This is a genomic window from Pseudomonas sichuanensis (assembly GCF_003231305.1).
Classification (GTDB): Bacteria; Pseudomonadota; Gammaproteobacteria; order Pseudomonadales; family Pseudomonadaceae; genus Aquipseudomonas; species Aquipseudomonas sichuanensis.
The window spans coordinates 23,478-50,280 of record NZ_QKVM01000012.1; the positions used below are offsets into that span (position 1 = coordinate 23,478).

General features: G+C 63.2%; 30 protein-coding genes. 18 read left to right on the top strand and 12 right to left on the bottom strand.

Annotated elements, in window-relative coordinates; all coding sequences use genetic code 11:
• Positions 1 to 7 precede the first annotated feature (7 nt).
• From DM373_RS08495 to DM373_RS08530, 8 genes are all read left to right on the top strand, one after another.
• Positions 8 to 1,252 (top strand): hypothetical protein, encoded by a 1,245-nt coding sequence (locus tag DM373_RS08495; protein ID WP_110993126.1) that lies wholly within the window; start codon positions 8 to 10, stop codon positions 1,250 to 1,252.
• Positions 1,249 to 1,617: a tail fiber assembly protein gene (locus DM373_RS08500; RefSeq protein WP_110993127.1), complete on the top strand. Its 369-nt coding sequence runs from the start codon at positions 1,249 to 1,251 to the stop codon at positions 1,615 to 1,617. Before DM373_RS08495 ends, DM373_RS08500 begins: the two co-directional genes overlap by 4 nt.
• Positions 1,618 to 1,672: 55 nt before the next feature.
• Entirely contained in the window at positions 1,673 to 2,302 is a 630-nt protein-coding gene (locus tag DM373_RS08505) for a glycoside hydrolase family 19 protein (protein WP_110993128.1), read from the top strand.
• Positions 2,299 to 2,841 (top strand): DUF2514 family protein, encoded by a 543-nt coding sequence (locus DM373_RS08510; RefSeq protein WP_110993129.1) that lies wholly within the window; start codon positions 2,299 to 2,301, stop codon positions 2,839 to 2,841. Before DM373_RS08505 ends, DM373_RS08510 begins: the two co-directional genes overlap by 4 nt.
• On the top strand, positions 2,822 to 3,094 hold the full coding sequence (locus tag DM373_RS08515) for a hypothetical protein (RefSeq protein ID WP_110993130.1): 273 nt from the start codon (positions 2,822 to 2,824) through the stop codon (positions 3,092 to 3,094). The genes DM373_RS08510 and DM373_RS08515 overlap by 20 nt, the downstream gene beginning before the upstream one ends.
• A 438-nt stretch (positions 3,095 to 3,532) precedes the next feature.
• A complete protein-coding gene (locus DM373_RS08520) occupies positions 3,533 to 4,321 on the top strand; it encodes an HNH endonuclease (RefSeq protein ID WP_110993131.1) in 789 nt (262 codons plus the stop codon).
• A gap of 355 nt (positions 4,322 to 4,676) precedes the next feature.
• A complete protein-coding gene (locus tag DM373_RS08525; RefSeq protein WP_110993132.1) occupies positions 4,677 to 4,913 on the top strand; it encodes a hypothetical protein in 237 nt (78 codons plus the stop codon).
• 76 nt (positions 4,914 to 4,989) lie between these two features.
• Positions 4,990 to 5,301, top strand: coding sequence for a DUF3077 domain-containing protein (locus tag DM373_RS08530; protein WP_157966828.1), 312 nt, complete (start codon positions 4,990 to 4,992; stop codon positions 5,299 to 5,301).
• Between the two features lie 78 nt (positions 5,302 to 5,379).
• Here the strand turns inward: DM373_RS08530 and DM373_RS08535 are convergent, their stop codons facing one another.
• Together DM373_RS08535 and DM373_RS08540 are read right to left on the bottom strand one after the other, a co-directional pair.
• Positions 5,380 to 5,799 (bottom strand): DUF6691 family protein, encoded by a 420-nt coding sequence (locus DM373_RS08535; RefSeq protein ID WP_110993134.1) that lies wholly within the window; start codon positions 5,797 to 5,799, stop codon positions 5,380 to 5,382.
• 2 nt (positions 5,800 to 5,801) lie between these two features.
• The gene (locus DM373_RS08540) at positions 5,802 to 6,236 is read right to left on the bottom strand and encodes a YeeE/YedE family protein (RefSeq protein ID WP_110993135.1); all 435 of its coding nucleotides are present in this window, start codon (positions 6,234 to 6,236) and stop codon (positions 5,802 to 5,804) included.
• A 517-nt stretch (positions 6,237 to 6,753) separates the two neighbouring features.
• Here DM373_RS08540 and DM373_RS08545 point away from each other — a divergent pair.
• Positions 6,754 to 7,050 (top strand): DUF3077 domain-containing protein, encoded by a 297-nt coding sequence (locus tag DM373_RS08545; protein WP_110993136.1) that lies wholly within the window; start codon positions 6,754 to 6,756, stop codon positions 7,048 to 7,050.
• A gap of 78 nt (positions 7,051 to 7,128) precedes the next feature.
• Here DM373_RS08545 and DM373_RS08550 read toward each other — a convergent pair whose 3' ends face one another.
• Both DM373_RS08550 and DM373_RS08555 read right to left on the bottom strand, forming a co-directional pair.
• Positions 7,129 to 7,899, bottom strand: coding sequence for a hypothetical protein (locus tag DM373_RS08550; RefSeq protein WP_110993137.1), 771 nt, complete (start codon positions 7,897 to 7,899; stop codon positions 7,129 to 7,131).
• A gap of 64 nt (positions 7,900 to 7,963) precedes the next feature.
• Positions 7,964 to 9,241 (bottom strand): bifunctional O-acetylhomoserine aminocarboxypropyltransferase/cysteine synthase, encoded by a 1,278-nt coding sequence (locus tag DM373_RS08555; protein ID WP_110993138.1) that lies wholly within the window; start codon positions 9,239 to 9,241, stop codon positions 7,964 to 7,966.
• Positions 9,242 to 9,461: 220 nt separating this feature from the next.
• Here DM373_RS08555 and DM373_RS08560 point away from each other — a divergent pair, with 220 nt between their 5' ends.
• Together DM373_RS08560 and DM373_RS08565 are read left to right on the top strand one after the other, a co-directional pair.
• Positions 9,462 to 9,944: an Hcp family type VI secretion system effector gene (locus DM373_RS08560; protein WP_110993139.1), complete on the top strand. Its 483-nt coding sequence runs from the start codon at positions 9,462 to 9,464 to the stop codon at positions 9,942 to 9,944.
• A complete protein-coding gene (locus DM373_RS08565) occupies positions 9,941 to 10,657 on the top strand; it encodes a DUF4225 domain-containing protein (protein WP_110993140.1) in 717 nt (238 codons plus the stop codon). Before DM373_RS08560 ends, DM373_RS08565 begins: the two co-directional genes overlap by 4 nt.
• A 908-nt stretch (positions 10,658 to 11,565) precedes the next feature.
• Here DM373_RS08565 and DM373_RS08570 read toward each other — a convergent pair.
• Complete coding sequence (locus DM373_RS08570) at positions 11,566 to 12,531, bottom strand: SCO family protein (protein ID WP_110993141.1); 966 nt, start codon at positions 12,529 to 12,531, stop codon at positions 11,566 to 11,568.
• A 135-nt stretch (positions 12,532 to 12,666) separates the two neighbouring features.
• Positions 12,667 to 16,071, bottom strand: a complete 3,405-nt coding sequence (locus tag DM373_RS08575) for an Ig-like domain-containing protein (RefSeq protein ID WP_110993142.1) — start codon at positions 16,069 to 16,071, stop codon at positions 12,667 to 12,669.
• Between the two features lie 238 nt (positions 16,072 to 16,309).
• On the opposite strand from DM373_RS08575, the gene DM373_RS08580 reads away from it, so the two are divergent.
• The gene (locus tag DM373_RS08580) at positions 16,310 to 17,056 is read left to right on the top strand and encodes a sulfite exporter TauE/SafE family protein (protein WP_110993143.1); all 747 of its coding nucleotides are present in this window, start codon (positions 16,310 to 16,312) and stop codon (positions 17,054 to 17,056) included.
• A 117-nt stretch (positions 17,057 to 17,173) separates the two neighbouring features.
• Complete coding sequence (locus DM373_RS08585; protein WP_110993144.1) at positions 17,174 to 17,902, top strand: hypothetical protein; 729 nt, start codon at positions 17,174 to 17,176, stop codon at positions 17,900 to 17,902.
• A gap of 15 nt (positions 17,903 to 17,917) precedes the next feature.
• Here the strand turns inward: DM373_RS08585 and DM373_RS08590 are convergent, their stop codons facing one another.
• The gene (locus DM373_RS08590) at positions 17,918 to 18,241 is read right to left on the bottom strand and encodes a DUF2790 domain-containing protein (protein ID WP_110993145.1); all 324 of its coding nucleotides are present in this window, start codon (positions 18,239 to 18,241) and stop codon (positions 17,918 to 17,920) included.
• A 120-nt stretch (positions 18,242 to 18,361) separates the two neighbouring features.
• Positions 18,362 to 18,823, bottom strand: coding sequence for a PaaI family thioesterase (locus DM373_RS08595; RefSeq protein WP_157966829.1), 462 nt, complete (start codon positions 18,821 to 18,823; stop codon positions 18,362 to 18,364).
• 371 nt (positions 18,824 to 19,194) lie between these two features.
• On the opposite strand from DM373_RS08595, the gene DM373_RS08600 reads away from it, so the two are divergent.
• Positions 19,195 to 20,532: an OprD family porin gene (locus DM373_RS08600; RefSeq protein ID WP_110993147.1), complete on the top strand. Its 1,338-nt coding sequence runs from the start codon at positions 19,195 to 19,197 to the stop codon at positions 20,530 to 20,532.
• A 90-nt stretch (positions 20,533 to 20,622) separates the two neighbouring features.
• Here the strand turns inward: DM373_RS08600 and DM373_RS08605 are convergent, their stop codons facing one another.
• The 3 genes from DM373_RS08605 to DM373_RS08615 all read right to left on the bottom strand — a co-directional run bounded on the left by DM373_RS08605 (position 20,623) and on the right by DM373_RS08615 (position 22,867).
• The gene (locus tag DM373_RS08605) at positions 20,623 to 21,195 is read right to left on the bottom strand and encodes a ComF family protein (protein WP_110993148.1); all 573 of its coding nucleotides are present in this window, start codon (positions 21,193 to 21,195) and stop codon (positions 20,623 to 20,625) included.
• Between the two features lie 160 nt (positions 21,196 to 21,355).
• Positions 21,356 to 22,171, bottom strand: a complete 816-nt coding sequence (locus tag DM373_RS08610; RefSeq protein WP_110993149.1) for a protein phosphatase 2C domain-containing protein — start codon at positions 22,169 to 22,171, stop codon at positions 21,356 to 21,358.
• 93 nt (positions 22,172 to 22,264) lie between these two features.
• Complete coding sequence (locus DM373_RS08615) at positions 22,265 to 22,867, bottom strand: hypothetical protein (protein ID WP_110993150.1); 603 nt, start codon at positions 22,865 to 22,867, stop codon at positions 22,265 to 22,267.
• Between the two features lie 235 nt (positions 22,868 to 23,102).
• Here DM373_RS08615 and DM373_RS08620 point away from each other — a divergent pair, with 235 nt between their 5' ends.
• From DM373_RS08620 to DM373_RS08635, 4 genes are all read left to right on the top strand, one after another.
• Positions 23,103 to 23,936 carry an AraC family transcriptional regulator gene (locus DM373_RS08620; RefSeq protein ID WP_110993151.1) on the top strand — a complete coding sequence of 278 codons (834 nt, stop codon included), beginning with the start codon at positions 23,103 to 23,105 and terminating at the stop codon, positions 23,934 to 23,936.
• 74 nt (positions 23,937 to 24,010) lie between these two features.
• Complete coding sequence (locus DM373_RS08625; RefSeq protein ID WP_110993152.1) at positions 24,011 to 24,490, top strand: VOC family protein; 480 nt, start codon at positions 24,011 to 24,013, stop codon at positions 24,488 to 24,490.
• Positions 24,491 to 24,591: 101 nt separating this feature from the next.
• Positions 24,592 to 25,224: a hypothetical protein gene (locus DM373_RS08630; protein WP_110993153.1), complete on the top strand. Its 633-nt coding sequence runs from the start codon at positions 24,592 to 24,594 to the stop codon at positions 25,222 to 25,224.
• A 16-nt stretch (positions 25,225 to 25,240) separates the two neighbouring features.
• Complete coding sequence (locus tag DM373_RS08635; RefSeq protein ID WP_110993154.1) at positions 25,241 to 25,897, top strand: helix-turn-helix transcriptional regulator; 657 nt, start codon at positions 25,241 to 25,243, stop codon at positions 25,895 to 25,897.
• Here the strand turns inward: DM373_RS08635 and yddG are convergent.
• Complete coding sequence (gene yddG, locus DM373_RS08640) at positions 25,839 to 26,738, bottom strand: aromatic amino acid DMT transporter YddG (protein ID WP_110993155.1); 900 nt, start codon at positions 26,736 to 26,738, stop codon at positions 25,839 to 25,841. The two genes, DM373_RS08635 and yddG, sit on opposite strands and share 59 nt — an antisense overlap.
• Positions 26,739 to 26,803 lie beyond the last annotated feature (65 nt).

Consider the following 26,803-nt stretch of genomic DNA (forward strand, 5'->3'; position numbering starts at 1 on the left):
AGAATATATGCCACAGAATGACTTTCTACCGTTTGCTTTGGGCTCCGGCTCGAATGTCATGCCGCAAGCTGAATATGCTGCACTTGGAGCCAGGGGGGCTGGATTTTCGTCGGGAACAGCAAAGTCTCGAGAGCTGAACAAGGTCTGGCGGCAGTCCGCGTTCGCAGTGTCGTGTGTCGCCCAGTTCATGGCTGACTATACCGGGCACGATATCCTCGACGATGGTGATGAAGTCGCATTCAAGGCGAATCTCGCAAAGGCGATCTCCCTGCTGAGCATGGGTACCGACTACGCGGTCGGCGCGAACACTGGGAATGCTTACACCGCGTCCTTCGTGCCGTCGGTGACTGCCCTGGTTGACGGCATGGTGCTGCGCTTCAAGGCAGCAACCGCAAATACCGGACCTGCTACGTTTTCACCGAACGGTCTGACGGCAAAGCCGATCGTAAACCTGAAGTATGCAGCGCTGTCCGCTGGCGACATCGCTGCAGGTGGAGAGGTCTGGCTGCAATACAACACCAGTATTTCCGGTGGTAGCTGGGTCAGTATTCTGTCGCTTGGTTTGTCTTCTGCATCCACTACTGTGAGCGGTATCGTCAGGATTGCAACCGCATCGGAAACGCAAGATGGGGTAAGTGATTCACTGGGAGTGTCCCCATCTGGCTTAGCCTCACAACCTCTAGAAAGTGCGAGGATTGATGTCGCGTCAGCAAGTACGGTTAACCTTACGGCTGCTGCTCCAAGAACTCGCCACATTAATATCACCGGCACGACAGCCATCTCTGCTTTCACTGTCGCTGCGGGGAAGCACTACTTCGTTCGCTTCGATGCATCGCTCACGCTGATGAACGGCGCGGCGCTTGTTACTCAAAGCGGCGCGAACATCACTACTGCTGCGGGCGATACCTGCGAACTTCGTGCAACGTCAGCGAACGTTGTTGAGGTTCTTTGCTACACGCCTGGCATCCCTCAAGAGTTAGGGTATCGCCAGACGTGGCAAAACGTCTTGGCTTCTCGTGCGATCAATACCACCTACACCAACAATACCGGTCGCACCATTTGGGTAATGGCCAGCATCAACATTGCTGCGGGGGTCGCACCTCTTCTTGTTCTAGACGGTACCAGCAGTGCATCCGTCGGGAACAACGGCTCTGGCGCCAATATCATCATGTTTAGCTTCCCTGTAAAAGATGGTGGAACATACAGGATCAATAGCGGGACGTCCGCGGGATATTGGAGCGAGTTGAGATGATCAGAAATTTTTACAAGAGCCCAGAAGACGGCGAAGTCTTCGAGTATTCGGGCGAAGATGTTGACAATGGACTTGTCCGTGACGGCCTCGTTGTAATGACCGAGGAGGAGGTGAAAGAGCATCTCTCTCCTCCGGTTCTTTCGTTCGAACAACTGGTCACGATTGCGCTGAGTGAGCGTGACCGGCGGCTTGAGATTGCTGCAGTGCGTATTGCTCCACTGCAGGATGCAATCGATCTCGGCGAGGCAGAGCCTGATGAGGAGTCGTCGCTGCTGGCCTGGAAGCGCTACCGAGTTGCCGTGAACCGGATCAATCAGCAAGCAGGGTATCCAGCGGAAATCGACTGGCCCGCGCCGCCAGCCTGACGCCTGCGAATTCATCGACCGCCCATGAGGCGGTATTTTTTGCATGGAGAAATGCATGACGCCTCTCACCGAGCAGCAGCTGCTGCAGATCCTCCCCAAAGCCCGCTCAGTAGCGGGCATTTTTTTGCCCGCACTGAACCGTGCCGCACTGCGCTGGAAGATCGATAGCCGGGTGCGCCTGGCTGCGTTCCTGGCCCAGGTTGGCCATGAGTCTGGCCAGCTGCGCAGCCTCGTCGAGAACCTGAACTACAGCGCCGAGTCCTTGGTGCGCACCTGGCCAAGCCGATTCACCCCTCAGACTGCAGGCGCATATGCCCGCCAGCCCGAGAAGATCGCCAACAAGGTGTACGGCGGCCGCATGGGCAACGGCGCCGAGGCCTCAGGCGATGGATGGCGATTCAAGGGTCGCGGCCTGATCCAACTCACTGGCCGCGACAACTACCGGGCCGCCGGCGTGGTCCTAGGCCTTCCGCTGGAGGAGCAGCCGGAACTGCTCGAGCAGGCCGAGCACGCCACCCAGTCCGCCGCCTGGTGGTGGTCGAAGCACGGCCTGAACGAACTGGCCGACGCCGGCCGCATTCAAGACATCGGCAGTGTGATCAATACCGGCCAGCCGGGCCGGGTGCCGCATGGCGCCGCTGAGCGCAAGGCGCTGTATGACCTGGCGCTGCGGGTGCTTGTGTGAACCGGCTGGGCGCGGTACCGGACTGGTGCTGGTGGCTGGTCGCCCTGGCGCTGGTTGCCGGCGGCCAGCAGTACCGGGTAGTTGTCGCCCAGAGCGAGACTGCATCCGCCCGCGGAGAACTCGCCGACTACCGCCTGCAGGTGTCCGAGCGCGATCGGCGCGCCGCAGCTCAGGTCCGAACAGAAGAACAGCGCCGCCAGGCCGTGGCGGACAAGGAGGGCGAGAGTGCACGCCAACAACTGGAACTGGCCCAAGGCCGCGCCGCTGCTGCTGATTCTGCTGCTGCCGGGCTGCGTGGGGAAATCGAACGACTGCGCGCAGGACGATCAGCAACCTGTAGTGCCATCGCTGCCCAGCAGCGCAAGGCAGGAGCCTCTGCCGTCATGGTGCTCGGGGGATTGCTTGAAGAGTCTGACCGAATGGCGGGCAGCTGCGCAGCAGCGCTTGAGCGAAGCCGAATAGCCGGGTCGGCGTGCGAGTCGATCTATAATGGCCTCTCCTTCAAGGGGAGAGAGTATCGTGAGCAGTCGTTACGGTAGCGCCCAGCCTGGCGAGTTCTTGCCCGGCATCATCATGCCGCCAGCGATCCACGGGCTCCTGCGTAAGCGGTTGGCCCAGATCGAGTCGGCCGACAGCGCAGTCAATTGCCTGATCGCCCAGGCAAGAGCAGAGAGCCTGGTCGAGGCACTGGAGGTGCTTAAGGCAATTTCCGATCAGGCCATCGAGCGCCTGTACGAGGTGGTTGAGCATTTGACGCAGGCTCGGCTGGCCGAGATTGGAGGCCAGGATTAGCCCTGGCCTGTGAGCAGGTATATAAAGGAAGGGAAGTGGTCGGCAGAACGCCGCGGGCGGGCTGGCCATGGCCAGTGACTTTTGAAGTGACTTCGCTAGGATGCGTCCGGACGCGTGAGGCTTCGTTGCAGCGAAAGCAGGGCCGGAAATCCTGTGTTATCATGCCGTTACGATGGCTTGGCATGCATGGGGTGCAAGGGGTCGAGTGTTCGAATCACTCCGTCCCGACCAAAATACCCTAAAAACCCAGCCATTAAATGGCTGGGTTTTTTTATGCCTCGGATTTAATTTAAAAAGTCCTGATTGAGATTGCAAAATAAAGCAATTTTCTGAAGTGCTCAAAGGACATGGGACGTCTTTATCGTGGGACGCTTCCTACATCATTTTGAGAATGATACTGTAGGCATAACAGGATTCATGTGAGCAGCCTTCCGGATCATGGATGTCCCCGCAGAAGTATTTTCGAAAAAGCCCCGTTCCGCACAGTCCAATCCGGCCTGGTCCCAGGATGAACTGATCCTCGCCCTTGATCTATACCTCCGCCATCGTGTATCACTGCCCTCGAAGAATCATCCTGAAATCCAAGAGCTATCTCTATTTTTAGGGAAAATGGGTAAGGCTTTGGGTGTCGGTCTCGTTACGAACTTTCGTAACGTTAACGGCGTCTACATGAAGCTTGGTAATTTTAGGCGCTGGGATCCAAACTACGTTAAAGATGGTAAAAAGGGGCTGGCGAAAGGTAATAAGCTTGAAGAAGAGGTCTGGGCTGAATATGCGTACGATGAGGGCCGCCTAGCTGAAGTCGTTGCAGCCATTCGTGCAGCTGTAGAGCATGATCTGTCTCTAGAACTACCTTTACGCGAGCTAAGGGTGGCCAATGAGCCGGAAATTCAAGAGGCCGAGGAAGGTAGGGTTTTGACCCGTATACATCGCTCCCGAGAGCGAGATCGTAAACTGGTGGCTAGTAAGAAGAAGCAGGCGTTAGCAAAGTACGGCAAGCTCGAATGCGAAGTGTGCGGCTTTAACTTTTTAACTGAGTATGGGAAAGCGGGAGAGGGGTTGATAGATGTGCATCATCTAAAACCTGTGCATACACTTCGGCCAGGAGAGAAAACCCATCTTAATGATCTGGCGCTGTTGTGCGCAAATTGCCATCGAGTCGTTCACTCCTCAAAGCGCTGGCTGGATCTTGAACAGCTTAGAGCAGCATGGGCAGCTAAGCGGTAGGATTAATTATCTAGACACTCAGCTGGGCGTCGATTCTTGTTACATGTTGGAGGGGAATTAATCAGATTTCCCTTCTATTTTGTAGGCTGTTTCCGAAACACACTCCTGCGGCTTACAAGCCGTTGCAGATATTCTATCTCCCCTCTAGTCTCGCCAAGTCGCTACCAACCCAGCGACCGGTTTTGACAGACCGGGAAGATAGTAACGCGCGTGCACGGCCGTCTATGGTGGCTGTACGTGGGGCACTTCGGTGCGCCGGTTTCCTATTTTCCCGGTCTGTCAACCCGCGTACAGCTGCCACCTTTCTGTTTGACAGCAGAGAACGGTAGCTCCATTTGAAAATAGGAGCTCTACCATGCTGAAAATAGTCCCCGATCCACCCCTGCACGACCGCTACACCACCCAAACCCTAGAAGACCTCCTGGTCCAAATCTCCGAATACCTAGTCTGTGCCCTGACCGTCAGCCAGCAGTCCATCCTGCTCCACACCAAACCCCCAGCCCAGGTCCTGACCCTCGCCGCCATCCACGAAATCGACAGCGCCCACACCCTGGTGGAAGTAGCGCTAAGCCGCGTGCAATCCCGACACTGACCTGGCGAACTCGTACTCGCCCTTGATGTTCACCGATCAGGCCCCGCGCCGTTCGCGGGGCCGCAGGAGGAGTGGTATGGATAAGGAATCGCAACCCCAACGCATCAAGCAACTCACCACCACCGGCGTCGGCCATTTCGGCGAAGGCGGGGAGGTCGGTGTGCTAGACCCGTTATTCCGCGTAGTGGCGGGCCATCCGTTGGACCATGCGGTGGAGCAGGCGACCGTGCTGATGTGTGCGGTGCACAAGATCAGTGACCTGGCGATGGTGGAAACGGATCACCTGCCCACGCTACTGACGGCGATGCACTACCTCAGCGGCATGGCCAAGGCGCTGGTCCAGGATGCGAACCACGGCTTGATGGCCCCAGCCTTGCGGGGCGAATAGAGCTGAAGCAACACGCCCGAAGGTGTCTTCGGGCGACATGCCCCTCATGTGAGGGTGCCCCGGAAATCGAAAACTCGCTCAAGCGCCGCGTCGACTCTCCAGCTTGGCAAACAAATACATGCCAACCAGCATCGCCACCACAAACAGCAAAACCTGCCACCGTCCCGTGGACACCAACGCCACCGCCGGTCCAGGGCACAAACCGGCAATCCCCCAACCCACGCCAAACACCAGGCTGCCGCCAATCAAGCGGGCATCCAGTGTGCGCTTCACCGGCAACTGCATGGGCGCACCGAGCAAGGACTGCTTACGCGTGCGCGCCCAGTTCAGCGGGGCGGCCGCCACCGCGATGGCGCCTGCCATCACCAACGCCAGGCTGGGGTCCCAGACCCCGGTCACATCGAGAAACGCCAGCACCTTCGCGGGGTTGGTCATGCCCCCCAGCAGCAGACCGAAGCCAAAGACCAACCCTGCGAGAAAGGCCGTGAACTTGCGCATCTTCAAGCCCCCAGCAGATGGCGGATGATATACACCGTGGCAAACCCGGTCGCCATGAAGCAGAAGGTGGCCAGCATCGACCTGGGCGACAACCGGGACACGCCACACACGCCATGGCCACTGGTGCAACCTGCGGCGTAGCGGGTGCCCACACCTACCAGCAGGCCGGCAATCACCAACGCCGGCCACCCGGCGTGGATCTCGATCTTGGGCAATACGGCAAACAGCCCCCACAGCACCGGCGCGAGCACCAGGCCGAGCAGGAACAACGCCTTCTCGCTGCGGCCCTCACCATCGCCGTGGATCAGGCTGCCAAGCAGGCCACTGATGCCGGCGATACGGCCATTCGCCAGGATGAACAGGCTGGCGGCCAGGCCGATCAAGGCGCCTCCGGCCAATGACGCCCAAGGCGTGAAGTTGACCCAATCGATGTTCATGCTGCAGCTCCCGCCAACAGAGGTTTTGGTCAAGATATTGGCCCGCTCGGGGGCTAGTGCCGACAGGGCAGCTGTCTGCGGCCAGTTCGGCGCCCCGGCGAGGCCGCTCCATAGTAACTGCGCAAGTCAGTTGCTCCCACAGCTTGGCTCTATGAGTGTGGGCGGGCAGCAGGCCTTGCCACGGAGTACTAAAACGCCCTCGACAAGGGCTCAATACGCACATCAATGCAGGCTGATTTTGCACGTCCTACAGACTTTCTTCCGTGGTTCATGTAGTCCATTTCTCAAAGGGGCCTTTTCCCTTCCCAAGCTATTGAGGCGAGTGACGACCGCGACCAGTCTCGCCCTGCTCGTCGTGTTTCACCGTCCGGGGTTGGTCGGGTCTTCAGATCAGCGCACTGCACAAGGATCGTGCGGTGTGACCCGGAGGCCCTGGTGGGGGAGACGCGGCGAGCTCTTTTTTCCACTGGGCGGGTGGCCGATTGCGGCCGTTGCCGTCGTTGACAGGGGGTAGCGCATGGACAAAGAAGAACAATCGCAGGGGCAGCAGAAGCCGAACGTCATCGCACTGGCCCAGCGAGGCAAGCAGATGCCAACACGCCACTGGGTGCAGGCTACGCCGGGGTTGCAGACGCGCGAGGTACTGGAGGAGGCTTCAGTCATCCTGGGCTGCGTCACCGGGCTTACCCAGCAGGCGCTTGCCAAACCACGCGAGGCGCAGACGCTGATGCGCGCGACCTTCTACCTCAGCGGCCTGGCCAGGGTAATGATCGAAGGGCAGTTGCCATCGATCAAAGAGCAAGGCGACAAATAAGCCTCGACCGTTGAACGACAAAGCCGCTTCCGGAGCACCGGGAGCGGCTTTTTCATGGGCGAAACTGGGCCGAGCGGATCAAGCCCCGCGCCGGCGCAATACCGTCGCCAACGCCACGGTCAATACAACCGCCACCACCACGGCCAGCCCCATGGTCGCAGCAATGCCGATGCGCTCCAGCAACCCGGCCACGATCAGATAAAACGCAATCACCCCCACCGCGCCAATCGCATTGCCGCGCACCATCATTGCCATCCCGGCGCGCCCGCTTTGCACATGGGCAAACACCACCAACGGCCAGGCGATCACCGGGATCGGCGCCAGCATCCCGCTGGCGGCGGGCCCGAGCCAGCTGGCCAGGCTGGTGGTGACCATCAGCAGGCCGGTGGCGGACACCATGCGCAGGGGGATTTCCCAATAGCGGTGGCGGGGCTGGGCGAGGCTGTCGGGCCTGGGCTCGCGGCCACTGGCGCGGATCAGCACGGCGATCAGCAGCAGGGCCACGGCAATCGACAGGGGCAGGCCGCCCCAATGGGTGAAGGCGTAGGCCGCCACGCCATAACACAGCAGCGCCAGCGGCACGGCGCCGGCAATGCCGAAGCGGCGGGTGATGTACAGGTAGAAGGCGTAGGTGGCCTGCACCGCCGCCAGCCCGCCTAGGGCGCCGGGCACCGCGCCCAGGACGAACGCCGTGCCTTGCTCCAGGCACAGGAAGGTCATCACCAGCGCCGAGGTGATCGGCAGGCCGGACAGCAAGCCGCCGAGCAGGCCGCCCCAGCGCCGCGAGGCGAGGGACACGGCCCACATCAGCAGCGGCGTGACGATGAGTTTCAGGTAGAGCAGGGTCATTGCGTGGGTATCCGCAGTTGCCAAGGGTGCGCCCGCCGTCGGCATTGGGTGGGGCGCGGGTGAATCAGCCGCGGCTGGCCTCCAGCGCTTGGGCCAGGTCGGCAATGATGTCGTCGCTGTGCTCGATGCCGATCGACAAACGCACCATGTCCCGTGGCACGCCGGCCTTTTCCAGTTCTTCATCGTTGAGCTGGCGGTGGGTGGTGGAGGCGGGGTGGCAGGCCAGCGACTTGGCGTCACCGATGTTCACCAGGCGCACCACCAACTGCAGCGCGTCGATGAAGCGTGCACCTGCGGCCTGGCCGCCCTTGATGCCGAACGACAGGATCGAGGCCGGCTTGCCGCCGGTGTAGCGCTGGGCCAGTGCATGCTCGGGGTGGTCGGGCAAGCCGGCGTACTTCACCCACGCCACTTGCTCGTGCCCTTGCAGGTAGTGGGCGACCTTGAGCGCGTTCTCGGTATGGCGCTCCATGCGCAGGGCCAGGGTTTCCAGGCCTTGCAGGATCAGGAAGGCATTGAACGGCGACAGCGCGGCACCGGTGTTGCGCAGCGGCACCACGCGGCAGCGGCCGATGAACGCGGCGGGGCCGAAGGCTTCGGTGTAGGTCACGCCGTGGTAGGAGGCATCGGGGGTGTTGAGCAGGGCGAAGCGTGCCTTGTGCTCGGCCCAGGGGAACTTGCCCGAGTCGATGACGATGCCGCCGATGCTGGTGCCGTGGCCGCCGATGTATTTGGTCAGCGAGTGCACCACGATGTCGGCGCCGTGCTCGAACGGGCGGCACAGGATCGGCGTGGCCACGGTGTTGTCGACGATCAGCGGCACGCCGTGGCGGTGGGCGGCGGCGGCCAGGGCGGCGATGTCGACGATGTTGCCGGCGGGGTTGCCGATGGACTCGCAGAACACCGCCTTGGTGCGCTCGTCGATCAGCGCTTCGAGGGCGGCGATGTCGTCATGGGCGGCGAAGCGGGTGGTGATGCCCATGCGTGGCAGGGTGTGGGCCAGCAGGTTGTAGGTGCCGCCGTACAGCTTGGCCACCGAGACGATGTTGTCGCCGGCCTCGGCGACGGTCTGGATGGCGTAGGTGATGGCGGCCATGCCCGACGCCACGGCCAGCGCGCCCACTCCGCCTTCGAGGGCGGCCATGCGCTGTTCGAGCACGTCGTTGGTGGGGTTCATGATGCGCGAGTAGATGTTGCCGGCCACCTTCAGGTCGAACAGGTCGGCGCCGTGCTGGGTGTCGTCGAAGGCGAACGAGGTGGTCTGGTAGATCGGCACGGCCACGGCCCGGGTGGTCGGGTCGGGGCTGAAGCCCGCGTGGATGGCGAGTGTTTCCAGCTTCATGCAGTCGTTCCTTGAGCGTGGGTGGAAGCGGCTGAGCATGGAGCGCGACGCCTGTGGGGGTCAAGCCGTTCGGCAGGCAGTTTTGCCCAGGCAGTGACTGCGTGCGTCCAGCATGTCTGACGTACTTGGTAACTTCTCAGCGGCGTATTTTCGGACGCGTCCGACATACAGCTGCACTGTGCGCCATTAGATTGCGAGCCTTTTACAGGGAGTTCGTAACATGGCTTATCACGGATATATGTCGATCAAAGGTTCGCTGCAGGGCTTGATCTCGGCGGGCTGTTCCACCCAGGACTCCATCGGCAACAAATGCCAACTGGGGCATAGGGATGAAATCATGGTGCTGGCCTTCGACCATGGCCTCACCAATGCGGACAACACGCAGCGCGCGCTGCACCGTCCCGTCTACCTCACCAAGTTCGTCGACAAGGCCACCCCGCTTCTTGCCCAGGCGCTGGACAGCGGCGAGCGGGTCGAATGCGACATTCAGTTCTTCCGCACCAGCGCCGCGGGCCTTCTGGAAAAGTACTACTCGGTGAGACTCGGCGGGGCGGTGATCGTCCAGCAGAACGTCGCCATGCCCCACGCCGTCCTGCTCAACGAGCAGGAGCCGCAAGAGTATCTGGCGCTGCGCTACCGGGATATCTCCTGGGTGCACCATGTGGCCGGAACAACCGGGTATGCAACCTGGGGCGAGGAATGAGCGGGCGCAGCGAGCATGACGTGCCGTGGGACGACGACTTCTGGGAGGTCAGCCATGCCGCGGCGCGGCTGACGCAATATGCCTGCGAAGTTGCCGCGCGGTGCCTGGATGACGGGATGTTGCGGCTGCAGTTTACGCAGGAGATGGCGTATGTCGGGAAAGGCATTGTGGAGGATGTTCGGACGGGGAGGAAAACGCCGGAGCAAGGGCTGATCCAAATAAGAAAAGAGCATGTCGAACTTGGCTTGCAGGTCATCCAATACACAAAGTTAGTTGCAGGGCTGGCGGCGGGAGTATTGCAGGTTGCTGGTGGTGTTGCCGTCTGCAAGCTTACCGCAGGATTCGCGTGTGCCACTGGTGGTATCGCACTTGTGCAGCATGGTATCAACGCAATTTATGAAAATGGCCGGAATATTATCCAGCGGAGAGATGACACCGTAGGTCCACTTAGGCAGGGTTATCAAGAAATAGCCAAGGCTCTCGGAGGGAAGGCTTCACATGGAAATGTGGCATATGGAATTGCGGAAATGGCGCTGTCTGTTTTTGGGGTGACTACGCTTGTTGTGAGTCGCGACGCTTGGAGGCTCTTCAGGTATATCAGGGCGGATATGGTTCCTGCTTATAAGAGTGCGGGGGCAGGTCTTATTGCTTTCGAACTTGGGGTGAATGTCATGACTGGAGAGCTGGTTTGGGTGGAGTTAAATAAGGAATGATTTCTTGGTTTTTTGGGGGGTGTGTGGTGACAGGGCTGGTCGCTGCATATGTGCTCAGGTACAGGTTCTCGGGACGAAACTTCAAGTGGTGGATTTTTTGGGCGTGCCTAGTATTTAATTTGTTTTTTTCAACATATTACATGAGAATTGTGGAGCGCTCCTATTTGCTGTTTATTGGGTTTAAGCCTGGCTTTCTGTATGAGAATCCTGCCGTGGTTTGGTGGTGTTTGGTTGGTATGGTTTTACACAGCTTTGCAATTCCTGTGCAGTGGGAGCCAAAGAGATGGTTTAGAAAGAAGTGAGGCGCAACTGCGGATTCATAGATGAGGAAGTTGCTGTGCAGAAATTTGGTGTTGATGTTTTGAAGGGTGAGCTTGTTTGGGTGGAATGGAATAAAGAATGAGCGTTTGGCTTTTTGCAGGGTGTGTGTTGTCAGGGTTGGTGGTCTCGTACTCTCTAAGGGGCAGGTTTTCGGGTAGGCGTTTCTCTCCTTGGAAGTTCTGGTTTTCAGTTGTATTTAATTTGTTCTTTGTTACCTACTATATGAGGGTAATGGAGCGGTCTTATTATTTGTTTGTAGGTTACTATCCTGAGTATATTGATGAAAACCCCACGGCGAGTTGGCTGTGCTTGGCCGGAATGTGGCTCCATTGTTTCGCACTACCCGTTCCGTGGGAGCCAAAAAGGTGGTTCAGGAAAACCCGTTAACCATATACACGATATGTTCAATCGTCAGTCTCGCGGGCTCTCGCCTCTTACGAGACCGTACAGGAACACCCCTGGATCGTCTGGCTGTCGATCCCGATGATTCTCTACCACCTTTGGATCATCCCCGGGCTGACCCCTTCCCCCATCCGCTTACGCCGCTAATGGGACCCCACCTTCAAGCGCCACGGTGAACCCTGACCCTATCGCCCCACCACCCCCTGAACCCGCGTCGTCTCCTCCTCCAGGTACGCCAGCAACGCCGTCACCTCCGTCTCCCCCAATCGCATATTAGGCATCGCCAGCTGGTTGTACTGCTGGTACAGCAGCATGGCCAGTGGGTCTTTTTCGGCCAGCATCTGGTCCGGCACCATCAGCCAGCGTTTCAGCCAGGCTTCGTCGCGCTGGCGGGTCACCCCCAGCAGGTCCGGCCCAATCCCGCCGGTAGCACCGCGTTCGGCCTCGCCAACGGTGTGGCACGACGAACAGCGGGTGCGGAACAGCTGCTCGCCGGCACTGGGCGGGCGAATGGCCGGCGCCTGGGTATAGTCGAGGTTCTGCGCGCTGGCGGTCTTCCAGTTGTGCAGGCTGTTGGCCAGGCGGTCGGCAAGGATGTACGGGCTTTCGAAGGGCGAGGCTTTCATCCAGCGGCCGGTGCTCTGGTTGCCGATGATCAGGCTCAGGTTGTGGTCTTTGCTGCGGCCGTTTTCCAGGCCTTCGATATACAGGCCGAGGCTGCGGCGCAACTGTTCGATGTCGGCGGCTTCGCCGGTGAGCAGGGTCCAGCCGGGGCCGATGGCGAACTTTTCGGCGTAGCGCTTGAGGGTGGTGGGGGTGTCGTTGTAGGGGTCGATGCTGATCGAGTAGAAGAAGATGTCCTGGCCGACGCGTTCGCCCAAGAGCTTCTGTACCTGGCGCAGGCGCGCGGTTTCCACCGGGCAGGAGTCGCCGCAGCCGGTGAAGATGAAGTTGATGGCGACCACTTTGTCTTTGATCAGGTCGTCGAAGAAACGAACCTGTTCACCGTCCTGGGTAAGCAGGGGGATGTTGGGGAAATAGTTGGCACCCCAGGGGGTGTCTGGGGCTACGCTGGCGCGGGTCGGGGGCAGGGCGCAGGGCAGGCTGAGGATGATCAGCAGGGGGAGCAGCAGGCGCCAGGTGTGGGGCATGGTCTTACCCTCTTGGGTGTGTGACAAGGCCTGGGCTCGTGGGAGCGGGCTTGCCCCGCGATGGGCCGAGCCTGGGCAACGGTGTTGCCTGGGCTGGCGTCATCGCGGGGCAAGCCCGCTCCCACGGTTTCTACTTCACTTGATGCTCAACGGTGCCGTCACGGTCTGCCCCAGCGCCGACTTCACGGTCACCGCCGGTGGCGAGGCCGGACCGCTGCCGGTGGTGGTCACCGACAGCTTCCAGCGTGCCCCGCTACCACTCACGGTCAGCGTCGCAAGCCCCAGGTCGAGCGGCCCGCTGGTGGTGTTGGTGCTGACGCGGATGCTGTTGCCACTGGCCACGCTGGTGGTGCCGGCAATGTCCCAGGTCCAGCGGTTGTTGCTGCGCAATTGCACGCTGGCGCTGCTCACCACCACGGTGTCGGCCTGCACGGCAGGCGAGACGGCGATGCTCACCGTGGCCGGGGCCAGCGACTCCAGGCCTTTGGCATCACGCGCCAGGTAGGTGAAGCTGGCGGTGAACGGGGTGGCCACCGTGTCCGGCGGGGTATAGGTCACCTGGGTGCCGTTGCTGCTCACCACACCCATGCCCGAGTCGGGCTGGGCCAGGCCGCTGACCGTCAGCGGCAGGTTGCCGTCGGGGTCGGTGTCGTTGGCCAGCACGTTGAGCACGATCGGCTTGCCGGCACTGGTGGCGGCGCTGTCGTTCACTGCCACGGGTGGTTTGTTGCCGGGGTCTTCATTGCCACCACCGTCGCCGTCGGCCTTGCGGAAGGTCGGCAGGGCGGCGGAGTTGACGTATTGCACGCCATCCCAGCCGGGCAGGGGCGTTGGCATCAGCTGGAACTGGCCAGGGTGCTCGATGTCCCAGCGCAGCAGCATGGAGGAGTCTTCATGCTGGGTGTTGTGGCAGTGTTCCATGTAGGTGCCGGCGAACTCGCGGAAGCGGATGGCCATTTCCACTTCCTCGGACGAGTCTTTGTCCGGGCCGATGCGGTACACGTCCTTGCGTGCCCACTTCTCCCATTCCGGCGGCGCCTTGCCGTCGCGGCTGAGGATCACGCCTTCCTCGAAGTGCACGTGCACCGGGTGGCTCCAGCCGTTGCCGCCGTTCTTGATCTTCCACACCTCGAGCGTGCCGTCGCCGCTGAAGCCGGCGGCAGTCGCCTCGCTGGCCAGTTGCGGGGCAGCGCTGATACGCCGTGGGTCCATGCTGAAGCCGAAGCCACCGTCGGTCTTGATGGTCCAAGGTGCGCTGTCGGTGCCGTCCGAGCGGCCGAAGATGAACTCGCGGTGGCGCGCGTCCTTGATCTTGGCCTGGTCGGCGGCGTTGCCGGGGTTGATGGTCAGCGGGATCATCACCAGGCCTTCGGCCTTGCCGGGTTTGGCCGGTTCATACAGGGCCGGGTCCATGCTCACGTCCTGGCCGCTGTAGGGCTGCACCAGCAGTTGCAGGAACTTGCCGACTGCCGGGTCGCCCTTGTCCCATTCCGGGCCGTTGCTGGTCTGCTTGATCACTGCCTTGTACTTCTCCGACAGGATGTCGGCCAGGGCGATGGGCTGTTTCGGGCCTTTGCCGGTTTCGTGTTCCATCAGGTTGACGAAGTACAGCTTGTCGCCGGCCTTGATCCCGTTCTTGGCGAAGTTGACGATGATGTCGTAGCGCTCGGCGATGCCCTGCAGCGGCAGGATGCCGTTGTTGTCCTGGCGGTCGCCGTCGCCGTTGAGGTCCATGCTGCCGTCGAACGGCACCGCGTGTTCCATGATGTTGCCGTCGTTGCCGATCATGTGGAACGGCACGCGGTTGTACGACACATTGGAGCCGCTCGGGCCCTTGAACTCGCCGCTGCTGCCGGCCACCTCACGCACGATGGCGAACTTGAAGTAGCGCGACACCGAGCCGTTGAGGATGCGGAAGCGGTAGCTGCGCGCGCGCACTTTCAGCTTTGGCTGGTACTGCCAGTTGACCAGGATCTGGTCACCGAGGAAGCCATCGGTGTTGAACGGGTTGAACCACAGTTGGCCATTGGCATCCCAGGCCTTGTCGGCGACCACCAGGTTGACGTCGTAGTCGCGGTTGCCCCAGGGCATTGCGCTGCCGCTGGGGAAGCGCAGGTTGACGCCGTCCTGCAGGGCTTCGTTGCCGCGGTCGATGGCCGAGTAGTAGTTCATCATCACCGCGTTGCCCTTGTAGACGTTCTGCGCGGTGAAATCGAGCATGTGGTCGTGGAACCAGTGGGTGCTCATGGTTTCGCGCCAGTCGCCGCGGATCTTGATGCTGCCGTTCTCGCAGGTCTTCAGGCCCGGTGAGCTGTCGTTGACGTACAGGGTTTCGCCGGGCGAGCAGGGGAAGGCGGCGCGTGGGTCCTGGGCGCGGGTGTTGATGGTGTCGTAGCCGGCCAGCTGGATCGGCCAGCGGTAGTCGTAGTACTGGCCGGGGAAGAAGTAGGCGTTGGCGAAGCCGTCGCTTTCAGCCGGCGAGTGGCCGTTGTGTTCGTGGGTGGAGATGGTGTGCAGGCCAAACCCGTTGTTGGCCGACGGGTCGATCGGCAGCGCGTTGTAGTGGCGCATCAGCACCGGCTGGCCGTAGCGCACCATCAGCAGCTTGATCGGGAAGGTGCCGTCGAAGGTCCACAGCGCCTTGTGGTTCTGCAGCGGCATCTTCGGGTGGAAGCGGGTGTCGATGCCCTTGGTGGTACCCAGGGTGGTGGGGATGTCCGAGGTCTGGTAGTACAGGCCGCCGGGGCCGAACTCGCCCTTGCTGTAGCCGTGCAGTTGCTTGCGGTCACGCAAGCCCTGGTTGATGCGCGCACCGGCCTGCGCGGTCTTGAACGCGGCCTGCGGGTAGAACTCGTTCCAGCGCTGGTGCGACCAGCCCTTTCCTGGTGGGCGGCCTTCGGCGGGCGAGCCTACCGAATTGCGGTTGAGGAACATCTCGATCTGCGCCTTCCACGGGTTGCGGTCGAGCACGTTGGCATACTGCGACGGGAACGGCGTCAGCCCGGGTTGGGTGAGGAAGGCTTCCAGGGCGTTGCCGTTGGGGCTGCTGCGGGCAACGATGTCAGGGTCCTGGGCGGGGGCCGGGCCGAGGATGGGCGGCGGGAACGTCAGTTGGTAGGGCGGGGTGGCCGGGTCGAGTTTTTCCGGGCCGAATTCTTCGAGCAGCAGCAGTTGCTGGGTGAACGGCTCGGCGCCGAACAACGGGCTGGGCTTGCCGTTGGTGGGGTACTTGCGCGAGGTCTGCTGCGCTGGCTGCAGCACGTTGTCGATGGTTACCGTGGAGCGGTCGCCGTAAACCCCATTGGTCAGCTCCAGCGAGCCTTCGTTGGCTTCTGGCATGCTTTTCAGCGCTTCGAGGGCCGCCGCCGCGGCCACTGGGTTGGCGGGTGGGTCGCTGTAGGCGGAAGGGTCGCCGGGCGGTGGCTGGCTGACATCGTCCAGTGATCCGGCTACCGCGCCCACCAGCCCGAAGCTGAGCAGCAGCGCCGTGATTGAGGACAACCTGAACACCTGTAGGGATGTGGCTGCGGGTTTCTTCATTGCGGTATGCCCCGTGTTGTGCAACGGGCATCTGTTGCCCACCCTCGGGGGTGGCGCCGTGCCCTGTAGGAGGGATGAGCAACGGCTGTGCCAAAGGCAATGTGGCCAAGGGCCAGATATTTCAAGATGTTGCAAGATATGCGAACGCGATACGCTCAGGTTTTGCCGCAAACCTGGGGATAGTCACCCACTGATGGGTGGGGAATGCTGCCCCACTGGCCACCTGTACGGAGTATTCATGGACCCGCTGTTACTGATCGCCCTCGGCGCTGTCGTTGCCGGTTTCGTCCAAGGCCTGTCAGGCTTTGCCTTCGGCATGGTGGCCATGTCGTTCTGGGCCTGGGGCCTGGAACCCCAGGCGGCGGCGGTGCTGACCGTGTTCGGCAGCCTCAGCGGCCAGTTGATCGCCGTGTTCAGTGTGCGCCGGGGGTTCAGCTGGGCCCTGCTGTGGCCCTTCGTGCTTGGTGGCCTGGCTGGCATCCCGCTGGGGGTGTGGGTGCTGCCCTACCTGGACATGCTGTGGTTCAAGGCGGTGTTCGGCAGCCTGCTGGTGCTGTGGTGCCCGCTGATGCTGCTGGCGCCGCGCCTGCCCAGGTTGCGCGGCGGGCGCCTGGCCGATGGCGCGGTGGGCATGGTCGGGGGTGTGCTGGGCGGTATCGGCGGTTTCACCGGCACCGTGCCGACACTGTGGTGCACCTTGCGCGGCTTCGAGCGCGACACCCAGCGCGCGGTGATCCAGAACTTCAACCTGTCGATGCTGGCGGTGACCCTGCTCACCTACATCGGCAGCGGGCTGGTGACTGCGGCGCTGCTGCCGTCGTTTGCCGTGGTGGCGCTGGCGATGGCGCTGCCAACCCTGTTCGGCACACGGTTGTACCTGGGCATCAGCGAGTTGGCGTTTCGCCGGATCGTGCTGGGGCTGCTGACCCTGTCCGGGGTGGCGATGCTGGTGGTGGCGGTGCCGGGGTTGCTCGGCAGAGGCTGAGCCGGCCTTGCGCCCAAGGGGCCAGCCACGGCAAAGATGCCTTGCCCCGGCCCCCGCTTCTTGGCACCCTTGCCCGCCATTGCCTGTCGCCAACCCTGCAGTACAAGGAACCCCAAGGTGAGCTGGGAAAAAGTCGGTAAAGCCCTCGTGGGCCTGCTGGTCGTCGCGGTCACCGCCACCGCGCTCTACGCCCTGCTGCGCGATGACGACCGCCTCGAAGCGCGCCTGACCTACGCCCACCTTACCTACCCGGGCCAGTTCAGCGAACGTATCAGCACGGCCAACGCGCTGCTCAAGTACGAGCGCCTGCATGGGCTCGTCCGCGAGATCGGCAACGGCGCGCTCGCCGACCCGCAGGTCGACAAGCTGGTGGAGCTGGCCCAGGCGCCATACCTGCAGTTGTTCGCCAACCCCTTCGAGGCAGGGTTGGTGGACCACCGCACCGGGCTGCTGATCGAGCTGTTCAACCACCGGCAGCGCCCGCTGCAGGCCGTGCAGATTCGCCTGCCGGCCAAGGGCCTGGTGCAGATTCGCGATGCCGCTGGCAACGACACCTTGCTGGAGGCGCCCACCAACCGTATCGAAATCCCCAGTATCGAAGCAGCGGGCGAGAGCCGGATATGGGTGTATTTCGACACGGACTACGCGCAGGTCCGCCAGGGCGGCATCAGCATCCGGCATGCCGACGGCAGCGCCGATATCCAGGTGTACCGCGAAGTGCTCGGCTTTGCGGCGCTGGTGGCACGCTACAGCGTCGAGCTGATGGTGCTGCTGGGCGTGTTGCTGTTGAGCGTGCTGTGGCTGGGCTATCGCAACCTGGTACAACGAGGGCGCGTCAACGCCTGAGGCCACGCCAGCAGGTCATTTGTTGTTGATGCACTGCGATTGCATCACGTAGCGCACGGTGCGCAGGGTGCCCTGGCTGTCCTCGTAGGTCATCAGGCGGGGCACGACGTTGCAGTTGCGCGGGTCGGCTGACTGGCGCACCAGGCGGGCAACGTCCAGGCGCATGCCGTAGCGGTAGTCGACGATCTTCGGCATGGGCTTGGCGCGCTCCGCGGCGTAGGCGGCCACGGCTTGCTGGTGGTCCTCCAGCAGTTGCTCGTTGGGCCGGGTGGTAAAACCTGTGGCCTGGGCCGAGAGGGACAGCGCCAGCAGCGCGGCGCTCAGGGTCAGTCGTAGCATGGTGGGCCTCCGAAAGGGGTGAGGTTTCGAAGCCCAGGCTAGCCAGCGCCAGCCAACAGGGGCATGACGCCAGGGTTACAGATGCGCAAGGTTTAGCCAGGCCCATGCACGGCAAGGGCGTCACCCCGGTTCGCCGGCACCCTGCAAGACCCCGCCCGGCGGCATGGGGATGACCTTGTAGCAGGCCTTGGCGGTCGCCAGCAGCGTACCGTCTTCGGCGTGCAGCTCACCGCTGGTGTAATGCAGTTTGCCGGTGCGGCGGGTGACCCTGGCCACGCCGGCCAGGTGGCCCGGCAGGGCCGGGGCCAGCAAGCGGGTCTCGAGCCTTGCACTGAGCGCCACCTCTTCAGGGCCGAGGGCGGCCAGTACCGCCGCGCCCATGCAGTCATCCAGCATGGCCCCGAGCATGCCGCCGTGGATGCACTGCAGTGGCGTGGTCAACGAAGCCGAGGCATGAAAGCGCACCCGGACCTGGCGCTTGTCCGGCTCATAGAAGATGAACTCCCAGCCCAGCAGCGAAGACGCATGGGGGCAGGGGTGGTCGCCATTGGCAACTTTCCAGAACAACGTGGCGCTTTGCATGGCGGGCACTCCCTTCGGGCCGGCAGCTGGCATGTTTCGGGAGGGGCTGGCGCGTGTCTACTGGTAGAAATGCCAGGTGACGGGGGGGAGGTGTTACGTCATCGTGGCCAGTTACGTCATAGCTTTCAGCGGCGATCCCACGCAAGACACTCTCGCTCACCACGTTGAACGCCCGTGAAGCCAGTACCCCCAATCCCGGACGCAAGCGCGCGCATGACGCAATTGTAATCCGCCCATCACCTTGCCGTTATCCGCCGGCAGCGAGCATCAGCCTCGGCCGAAGGGGCTGGGTGCGCGCGCATCTGGCCAGACCAGGGACGCTCCAGCGCCGAGGCCATACAACTACAACAGCCGCAGCGAAGGAGCATCGCATGAGAAACGGTCCGACACTTTCCCTGGCCGCCCTGGTGGCAATGGCCGGCCCCGCCGCCTGGGCCGGCGACGCGCAGCAAGAGGGGTTCATCGAAGGCAGCCGCCTGAATGTGCTCAACCGCAACTTCTACTTCAACCGTGACCACCGCGACGGCCCGGCGCCGACCTACAACAGCGGCAAGGCCAGCGCCAACGGCTACTCCGAGGCCTGGGCCCACGCCATCATCACCCGCTTCGAATCCGGCTTCACCGAGGGTACCGTGGGCGTGGGGCTGGATGCCTTCGCCATGCTCGGGCTCAAACTCGACACCGGCGGTGGGCGCAATGGCGGGCGCAGCTCGTTCGATGTGCTGCCGGTGGACCGCGACGGCCAGGCCCGGGACGAGTACAGCAAGGTCGGCGGCGCCGCCAAGTTGCGCCTGTACGACACCGTGCTGCGGGTGGGTGATGTGTTCCCGGCCAACCCGGTGGTGGCCGCCGGCGACTCGCGCCTGCTGCCGGAGAGCTTCCGTGGCGTGACCGTGGAAAACACCAGCCTCAAGGGCCTCACCCTGCAGGGCGGGCGCTTGCATGCCATGAGCCAGCCGGTGTCCAGCGACCTGCGCGACAACTTCGTCACCTTCTATGGCGGCCCGGTGGATTCGCCCTGGATTGCCTACGGCGGTGGCGACTACGCGATCAACGACTACGTCAGCGTCAGCCTGTTCGGCAGCCGCCTGAAGGATGTGTGGAACCAGTACTACGCCGGCACCAGCGTGACCTGGCCGCTCAGCGACGAGCTGGCGCTGATCGGCGGGTTCAATTTCTACAACGCCAAGGATGAAGGTCGTCAGCGCCTCGGCCAGTTCGACAACGATATCTGGAGCGCCAAGCTCGGCGTGCGCTACGGCGCCCACACCCTGGCGCTGTCCCATCAGCGCAACAACGGCGACGATGATTTCGACTACCTGCGCCAGTCCGATTCGATCTTCCTCGACAACTCCATCCAGTACAGCGACTTCAACTCGCCGAAGGAGCGCTCCTGGATGCTGCGCTACGACCTGAACATGGCCACCTACGGCGTGCCGGGGCTGACGTTCATGACCCGATACGGGCGAGGCAGCGACGCCGACTACAGCAATGCCAACGTCTTCTACATGCGCCGCGACGGCAACGGCGACCCGCTCACCGACCAGAAACGCTGGGAGCGCGACATCGAGGTCAAGTACGTGGTGCAGACCGGCGCGGCCAAGGACCTGTCGCTGCGGGTGCGCCAGGCCACCACCCGGGCCACGGCGTTCGAGTCTGACCTGGACGAGGTGCGGCTGATCGTCGAATACCCGCTGTCGATTCTGTGACTACCCGAATTCACCTTTAGAAGCCCACGCGCTCCTTTGGTTACAGGTGAATGTTTTGGCGCCTCCGTGAGGCGCCTTTTTTTTGCCTGATCAGTGCCTGCGCGTCAGAGCAACCAGCGAAATGCTGCGAACGCTGGCGCATTCGCGCAGGGCGGTGCAGGCAGCCTCCAGCGAAGCACCGGTGTCGACCAGGTCGTCCAGCAGCAACACATCGGTGCCATGGTGCAGGGTGTCGTTGACGATGAAACAGCCGGCCAGTGCCTCGACCCGTTGTTCATAGTTGGCAAGGTCGGACATCAATTCGGTACGCCAGGCTTTCAGCAAAAGCTGGTCGCTGTAAGTGCTGCCCAACAATACCGCCACCTGCCTGGCCACTTCGTGGACCGGCTGGCAGGGGCGCTGCCTGCTGGCAGGCATGGGGATGACCAGGTCGAAGCGTTGCCCGGCCAGCGCGGCGGCCACCGAGCGGGCGAGGAAGGCGACCTGCTGGAAGTCGTCGCGGTACTTGAGCTGGAACAGCGCCTCGCCGATGTCGGTGCGCAGGATTTCAAACTGCATATGGCCCTGTGCATTCAGGCCGATGGGGGTGCTGAGTACGGTGTGCCTGTCAAGGCTGATGGCTTGGTCCCAGGGGCCGTGGGAGGGGAGGGGCTGGATCAGCATTGCGTGCTTCCTTGTACATGAGTCGATAGGGCGGGTGTTTATCCGCTGCACTTGTAGTTCGCGGAAACATTTTGCGTCCGACTTTGCGTGCAATCGACTTCATGCTTTCCGTTTTGCGTGTAGTCCTTTTCTGATGGCCTACCTTTCTCTGCGGCTGGCTTCAGCCCACTCTCAACCAGATCGCTGACGCATCGTCACTCATCTTGAAGCGCGGGTAGCGCACGCAGGCGGCGTCCTCCTGTTCGATTTCGCGCAGGGTGCGGGCCAGGTCGGCCAGCCCGTGGCCCAGCAGGTGGGTGATGAATGCGGCCGGGTCGTAGGCCCGGTAGGTGTCGAACAGCGCGGCAAAGCCGTCGCTCATCAGCAGCACATCGTCGCCCCTGGCCACCGGGGTGCGGCTGTAGCAGGTGCCGGCGCGGGCTTGTTCGGGCTCAACACCCAGCACGGCCCGGGGCCGCTCACGGGCGGCGCGGCGGTCGGCCAGCACCGCGGGTGTGCGCACACCGAAGGCGCCAGTGCCAGGGCCCAGGGCAGCGGCTTCGGCACGTTCGGCCTCGCGGTCGGGGGCCGGGGTGAGGAAGGCAACGCCCTCGGCGCTACGGTGCAGCACCACGCAGTCGGCCAGGTGCGCGCAGACCAGCGCCTCGCCCTCCAAGGCCACGGCGGCGAAGGCCGCGCGGGGCAGTTCCCACGGGGCCAGCGGTTCGCGCTGACGGGCCTGTTCGTAAGCCTTGGCCAGGGTGTCGAATACCTGCTCGCAGATACCTTGCAATGGCCCGCAAGCGCCAGCGAAGGCACGCTGCGCCGCACCCGCCAGCCAGGCCGCACCGCCGCGCTCGCCGAGCAGGCCGGCCGGGCCGAGGTCGGTGGCACCGTCGATGACCCAGGCATGGCGCTCGGCGCAGCCCAGGCGGTCATCGTTGGGCACATCCGGCTTGCCGGCCAGGCTCAGGGTCTGGATCAGGTCGAAATGCATGTCGGTCTCCGCGTCAGGGTAAGGCTGGGTTGCTCTGTGCAGCACCGACCTTGAACGCTGCGGCGCCCGGCGTCAAACCTGGCGCCGGCCAGGTCATTTGGACGGCGGCTTGTCCCAGCAGTCGCTGTACAGCGCGCAGACCTTGTATTGGCGGTCCATCAGTGCCATGCGTTGCATGTGATTTTGCAGGGTAGTGACGGTGGCCTTGTTGTCATCCGTCATGTAGGTCAGCAGGCGCTCGACCATGCGTTGGGTCCAGGCCCGGCTGCTGGCCTTGTCCAGGCTGTCGGGCGCAGTGGCGAGGCGTTGCAGGGTCTGGTCGTCGGCGCGGTTGAGCTGGTCGGTGTAGACGGCGATGTAGGCGGCGCGCCCGGTAACCTTCTGCTGTTGCATGTCGGCGTGGAGGGTGTCGAGGTTCTGTTTGTACAGCGCCCAATACTCATCCGGCACAGGCAGGTTGCGCTCTTTGCGCAGCTTGGCCACAGTCTCGTCGCTGTTCGGATAGACAGCCGGTTTGTCCTTGGGCTTGACGAGCGGGTCCTTGGCCAGGGTCTGTTCGATCCATTGGCTGCGTTGCGGTGTACTCGGCAGCACGGGGCCAAGCGGTGGAGCGGGGGGCTGCGGGGCTGTGGCACAGGCACCGAGCAGCAGTGTGGCGGCCAGTGTGAGGATGGCCGGGATGGAGCGCGACAACATGAATCCTCCTTGATAGGGGCGGGTGGTGAGCGAGGCATTGTGCCAGTATCGCTGCCTGCTGCCAGCCCTTGTCGCCTGGAGTTCGGGGGCGTGGCTGCAACGGTTGCCGCCTGGCCGGCAGCCAGCATCGAGCCGCAGGTTCGCTGAGACAGGTTGCGATGGCCAAGCGCAAGAACGATCAAGTCGTCCGCCAACACCCTTGGTAATGTGGCTGCGCCGACTGAGGAGCAAGGGAATGCGAAGCATCGAACATATCCTGTGGTACATCGAGACGGCCCTGGACACCGACCTGGACCTGGGCCGTGTCGCCCGGCACTTCGGGCTTTCGCCGTTCGCCCTGGCACGCCAGTTCGCCGCCGCCACCGGCTGGCCGGTGATGCGCTATGTGCGGGCCCGGCGCCTGAGCCGTGCCGCACAGGCCTTGCGCGGCGGCTGCCCGGACATCCTTGAAGTAGCGCTGGCGGCTGGCTACAGCTCTCACGAAGCGTTCACCCGGGCCTTCTGCGAGCTGTTCGGCATGCCGCCGAGCCAGCTGCGCGGCCAGGCCCACGACCCCTCTGCCTTGCTGGAGCCACTGCGCATGAAAACCCTCGACTTCATCCCGCTTGCCGAACCGCGTTTCGAACACCGCGATGCCTTCATCATCGCTGGCCTCGGCGGGCGCTTCACCTTCGAGCGCAACGAAGGCATCCCAGGCCTGTGGCAGGCCTTCGACCCATACGTGGGGCGGGTGCCCGGCCAGGTCGGCGACGCCACCTACGGGGTGTGCTGCAACCCCGGCGACGACGGCAGTTTCGAGTACATCGCCGGGGTCGAGGTGGCCCGTGCCGGCGATCTGCCGCCGAACTTCAGCCACTTCCGGCTGGCGGCGCGGGACTATGCGGTGTTCCGCCACCAGGGCCATGTGTCGATGATCCACCAGACGGTCTACACCGTGTTCAACCAGTGGTTGCCGGCGTCCGGCTACCAGGCGGCCGATGCGCCGGAGTTCGAGCTGTACAGCGCCGATTTCGACCCGCTGCACGGTGGCGGTTACGTCGACCTGTGGATACCCCTGGCCAGCCGCTGATCGCGCACCGCCAGTGCGGGCGGGCACGGGGGCTAGACTCGTGGGACCTTCGCAAGGCCACAGGAGACCTGCACATGACCCCGAAGAACAGCATCTGCCTCTGGTACGACACCGATGCCGAAGAGGCGGCGAATTTCTATGCCCGGACCTTCCCCGACAGCCAGGTGATCGCTGTGCACAAGGCCCCCGGCGACTACCCGTCGGGCAAGCAGGGCGATGTGATCACCGTCGAATTCACGGTAATGGGCATCCCCTGCATCGGCCTCAACGGCGGCAAGGCGTTCAGCCACAGCGAGGCATTCTCGTTCCAGGTGGCGACCGACAGCCAGGAGGAGACCGATCGCTACTGGAACGCCATCGTAGGCAACGGTGGTCAGGAAAGTGTGTGCGGCTGGTGCAAGGACAAATGGGGGCTGTCGTGGCAGATCAGCCCGCGCGTGCTGACCCAGGCCGTAGCCGGCAGTGACCGGGCGGCGGCCAAGCGGGCCTGGGAGGCGATGATGGACATGGGCAAGATCGACATCGCAACCATCGAGAAAGCCATCAAGGGATGAGCCGTGGACCATTGGTCCGAATCCAGCGCTTCGGCCAATAAAAACATATTTTGATGCTTAAATTACCTTTGTTGGGGGCCATCCACTTCGAGGGTGTCGTCATGAACATCAAGATTGCTGCACTGCTGTTGCTCGCCCTGTGCGCGCAGCCGCTATTCAACCAGGCCTTGGCCAGCACCGATGCGCCCGCCGCCGAGCCTGCGGCACTGAGCACGCGCCTGGCATTGCGCGATTTGTGGGTCGAGCATGTGTTCTGGGTGCGCAACTACGCCGTTGCCAACCAGGCTGGCAACCAGGCTCAGGCCGACACGGCGGCCAGGCAGGTGGTGAGCAACGCCACCACCATCGCCAACAGCCTGGCGCCGTTGTATGGCCAACCGGCGGCGGACCAGATGCTCAAGCTGCTGGCCGGGCACTGGGGCGCAGTCAAGCACTACAGCGATGCCACGGTGGCCAGGGACAAGGCCGGGCAGCAGGCGGCGGTCAACGAGCTGTCGGGCAACGCCAAGGCCATCGCGGGGTTCCTGGCCAAGGCCAACCCCTACCTGCCCGAACCGACCTTGCTGACCCTGCTCAGCGCCCACGGCGGCCACCATGTGGCGCAGATCGACCAACTGGCGGCCCGTGACTACGCGGGCGAAGCACAGACCTGGCAGATGATGCGCCAACACATGCTGGTGCTGGCCGACGCCCTGGCCGGGGCGTTGGTCAAGCAGTTCCCCGACAAGTTCTGAACAGGAGCCTGCGCCAATGCTGGAAGGATTGGGCCGTACCCAGCGTGACCTGCTGTATGCGCTGTTGCACCAGCCCGCGGGCATGAGCATCGATGACCTGGCCCAGGCGCTGGCGATCACCCGTACCGCGGTGCGCCAGCACCTGGCGGCGCTGGAGCGCGACGGCCTGGTGCAGCGCGGGGCCACCCGGCCCACCGGGCGCCGGCCGGAGCAACTGCACCAGCTCACCGAGCAGGCCCGTGAGCTGTTCCCGCGTCAGTACCCTCTGCTGGCCAACCTGCTGATCGACGAGGTCGCCGGCCTGCTTGGCAACGACGCGTTGCTGGCGCTGCTGCGTGGCCTGGGGCGCAAGCTGGCTGCGGACCTTGAGCATGAGGTGGTCGATGAGGCGCGGATCGTGCAGCACATGAACCAGGCCGGCTATGAAGCGGCGGTGTTCTTCCGCACATCCGGCGAGCCGGAGATCGTCGCCCACAACTGCGTGTTCCATCACCTGGCCAAGGCGCACCCGTCGGTGTGCGAGCTGGACCTGGCGTTGATCGGCGCCCTGGGGGGCGGCGAGGCGCAGCACCTGGAATGCATGCTGCGCGGTGGGCAGGTATGCCGCTTCGCCGTCAGGCGCCCGACCGAGGTTGGCGGGTCGCCTGCCAGCACAGCAAAGACCCCAGGGTGACCAGCAGGGCGCCTTGCCAGAACTGCAGGGCCAGGTGCGCGCCGAGCCACAGGGCGGCGAACGCCGACGACAGCACCGGGGCGAAGTACGAGGCGGTGGCCAGCAGGGTCAGGTTGCCGCGCAGGATGCCCAGGTTCCACAACGCATAGCCGCCGGCAATGGACAGGCCCGCCCCGAGCAGTTCCAGGCTGGCGCCGGTACTGAAGGCCGGCAGCATTTCTGCGCTGATGGCGTACTTGAGCCACAGCACCGCCGCGGTGAGCAGGAAGAACAGCACCACATGGTTCTGCCCGTCGGCGTAGCGGCGGGTGATGTTGCAGTACAGCGCGAAGGTGATCGCGCAGCTGGCCGCCAGGCTATAGCCCAACGGGTTGGAGCGGATGTTGGCGAGCACGCTGGCCAGCGACAGGCCATCGCTGCCGACCACCCAGAGGATGCCGAGCAGTGCCAGCGCGGTGCCTGGCACGATGTACCAGCGCGCCGCCTGGCGGTTCATCACGATCGCCAGCAGCACGGTCAGGCTCGGCCACAGGTAGTTGACCACCATCAGCTGGATCGCCTGGGTGCTGTCCAGGGCATAGCCTAGCGCCAGTGACAGGCAGATCTCGTAGGCGACGAACAGCGCCGAGCCGCCGAGCAGGTACCAGGGCGAGGCCTTGCGCAAACGTGGCTTGCCCAGCAATACCAGCAGCAACAGCGCGCCCAGGGTGTAGATCAGCGCCGCGCCGCCAATGGCACCGAAATGCTGGCTGACGCTGCGGATCAGGCCCGAGGCGGTGCTCCACAGCAGGATGGCGGCGAGGCCGCAGAGGGTGGCGTTGCGTCCGGTAATCCTGGCCATGGGCGGGCTCGCTGGAAAAGGCGCGGAGTCTAACCGGGTAGACAGTTTGTATACAAGTCTGGCGA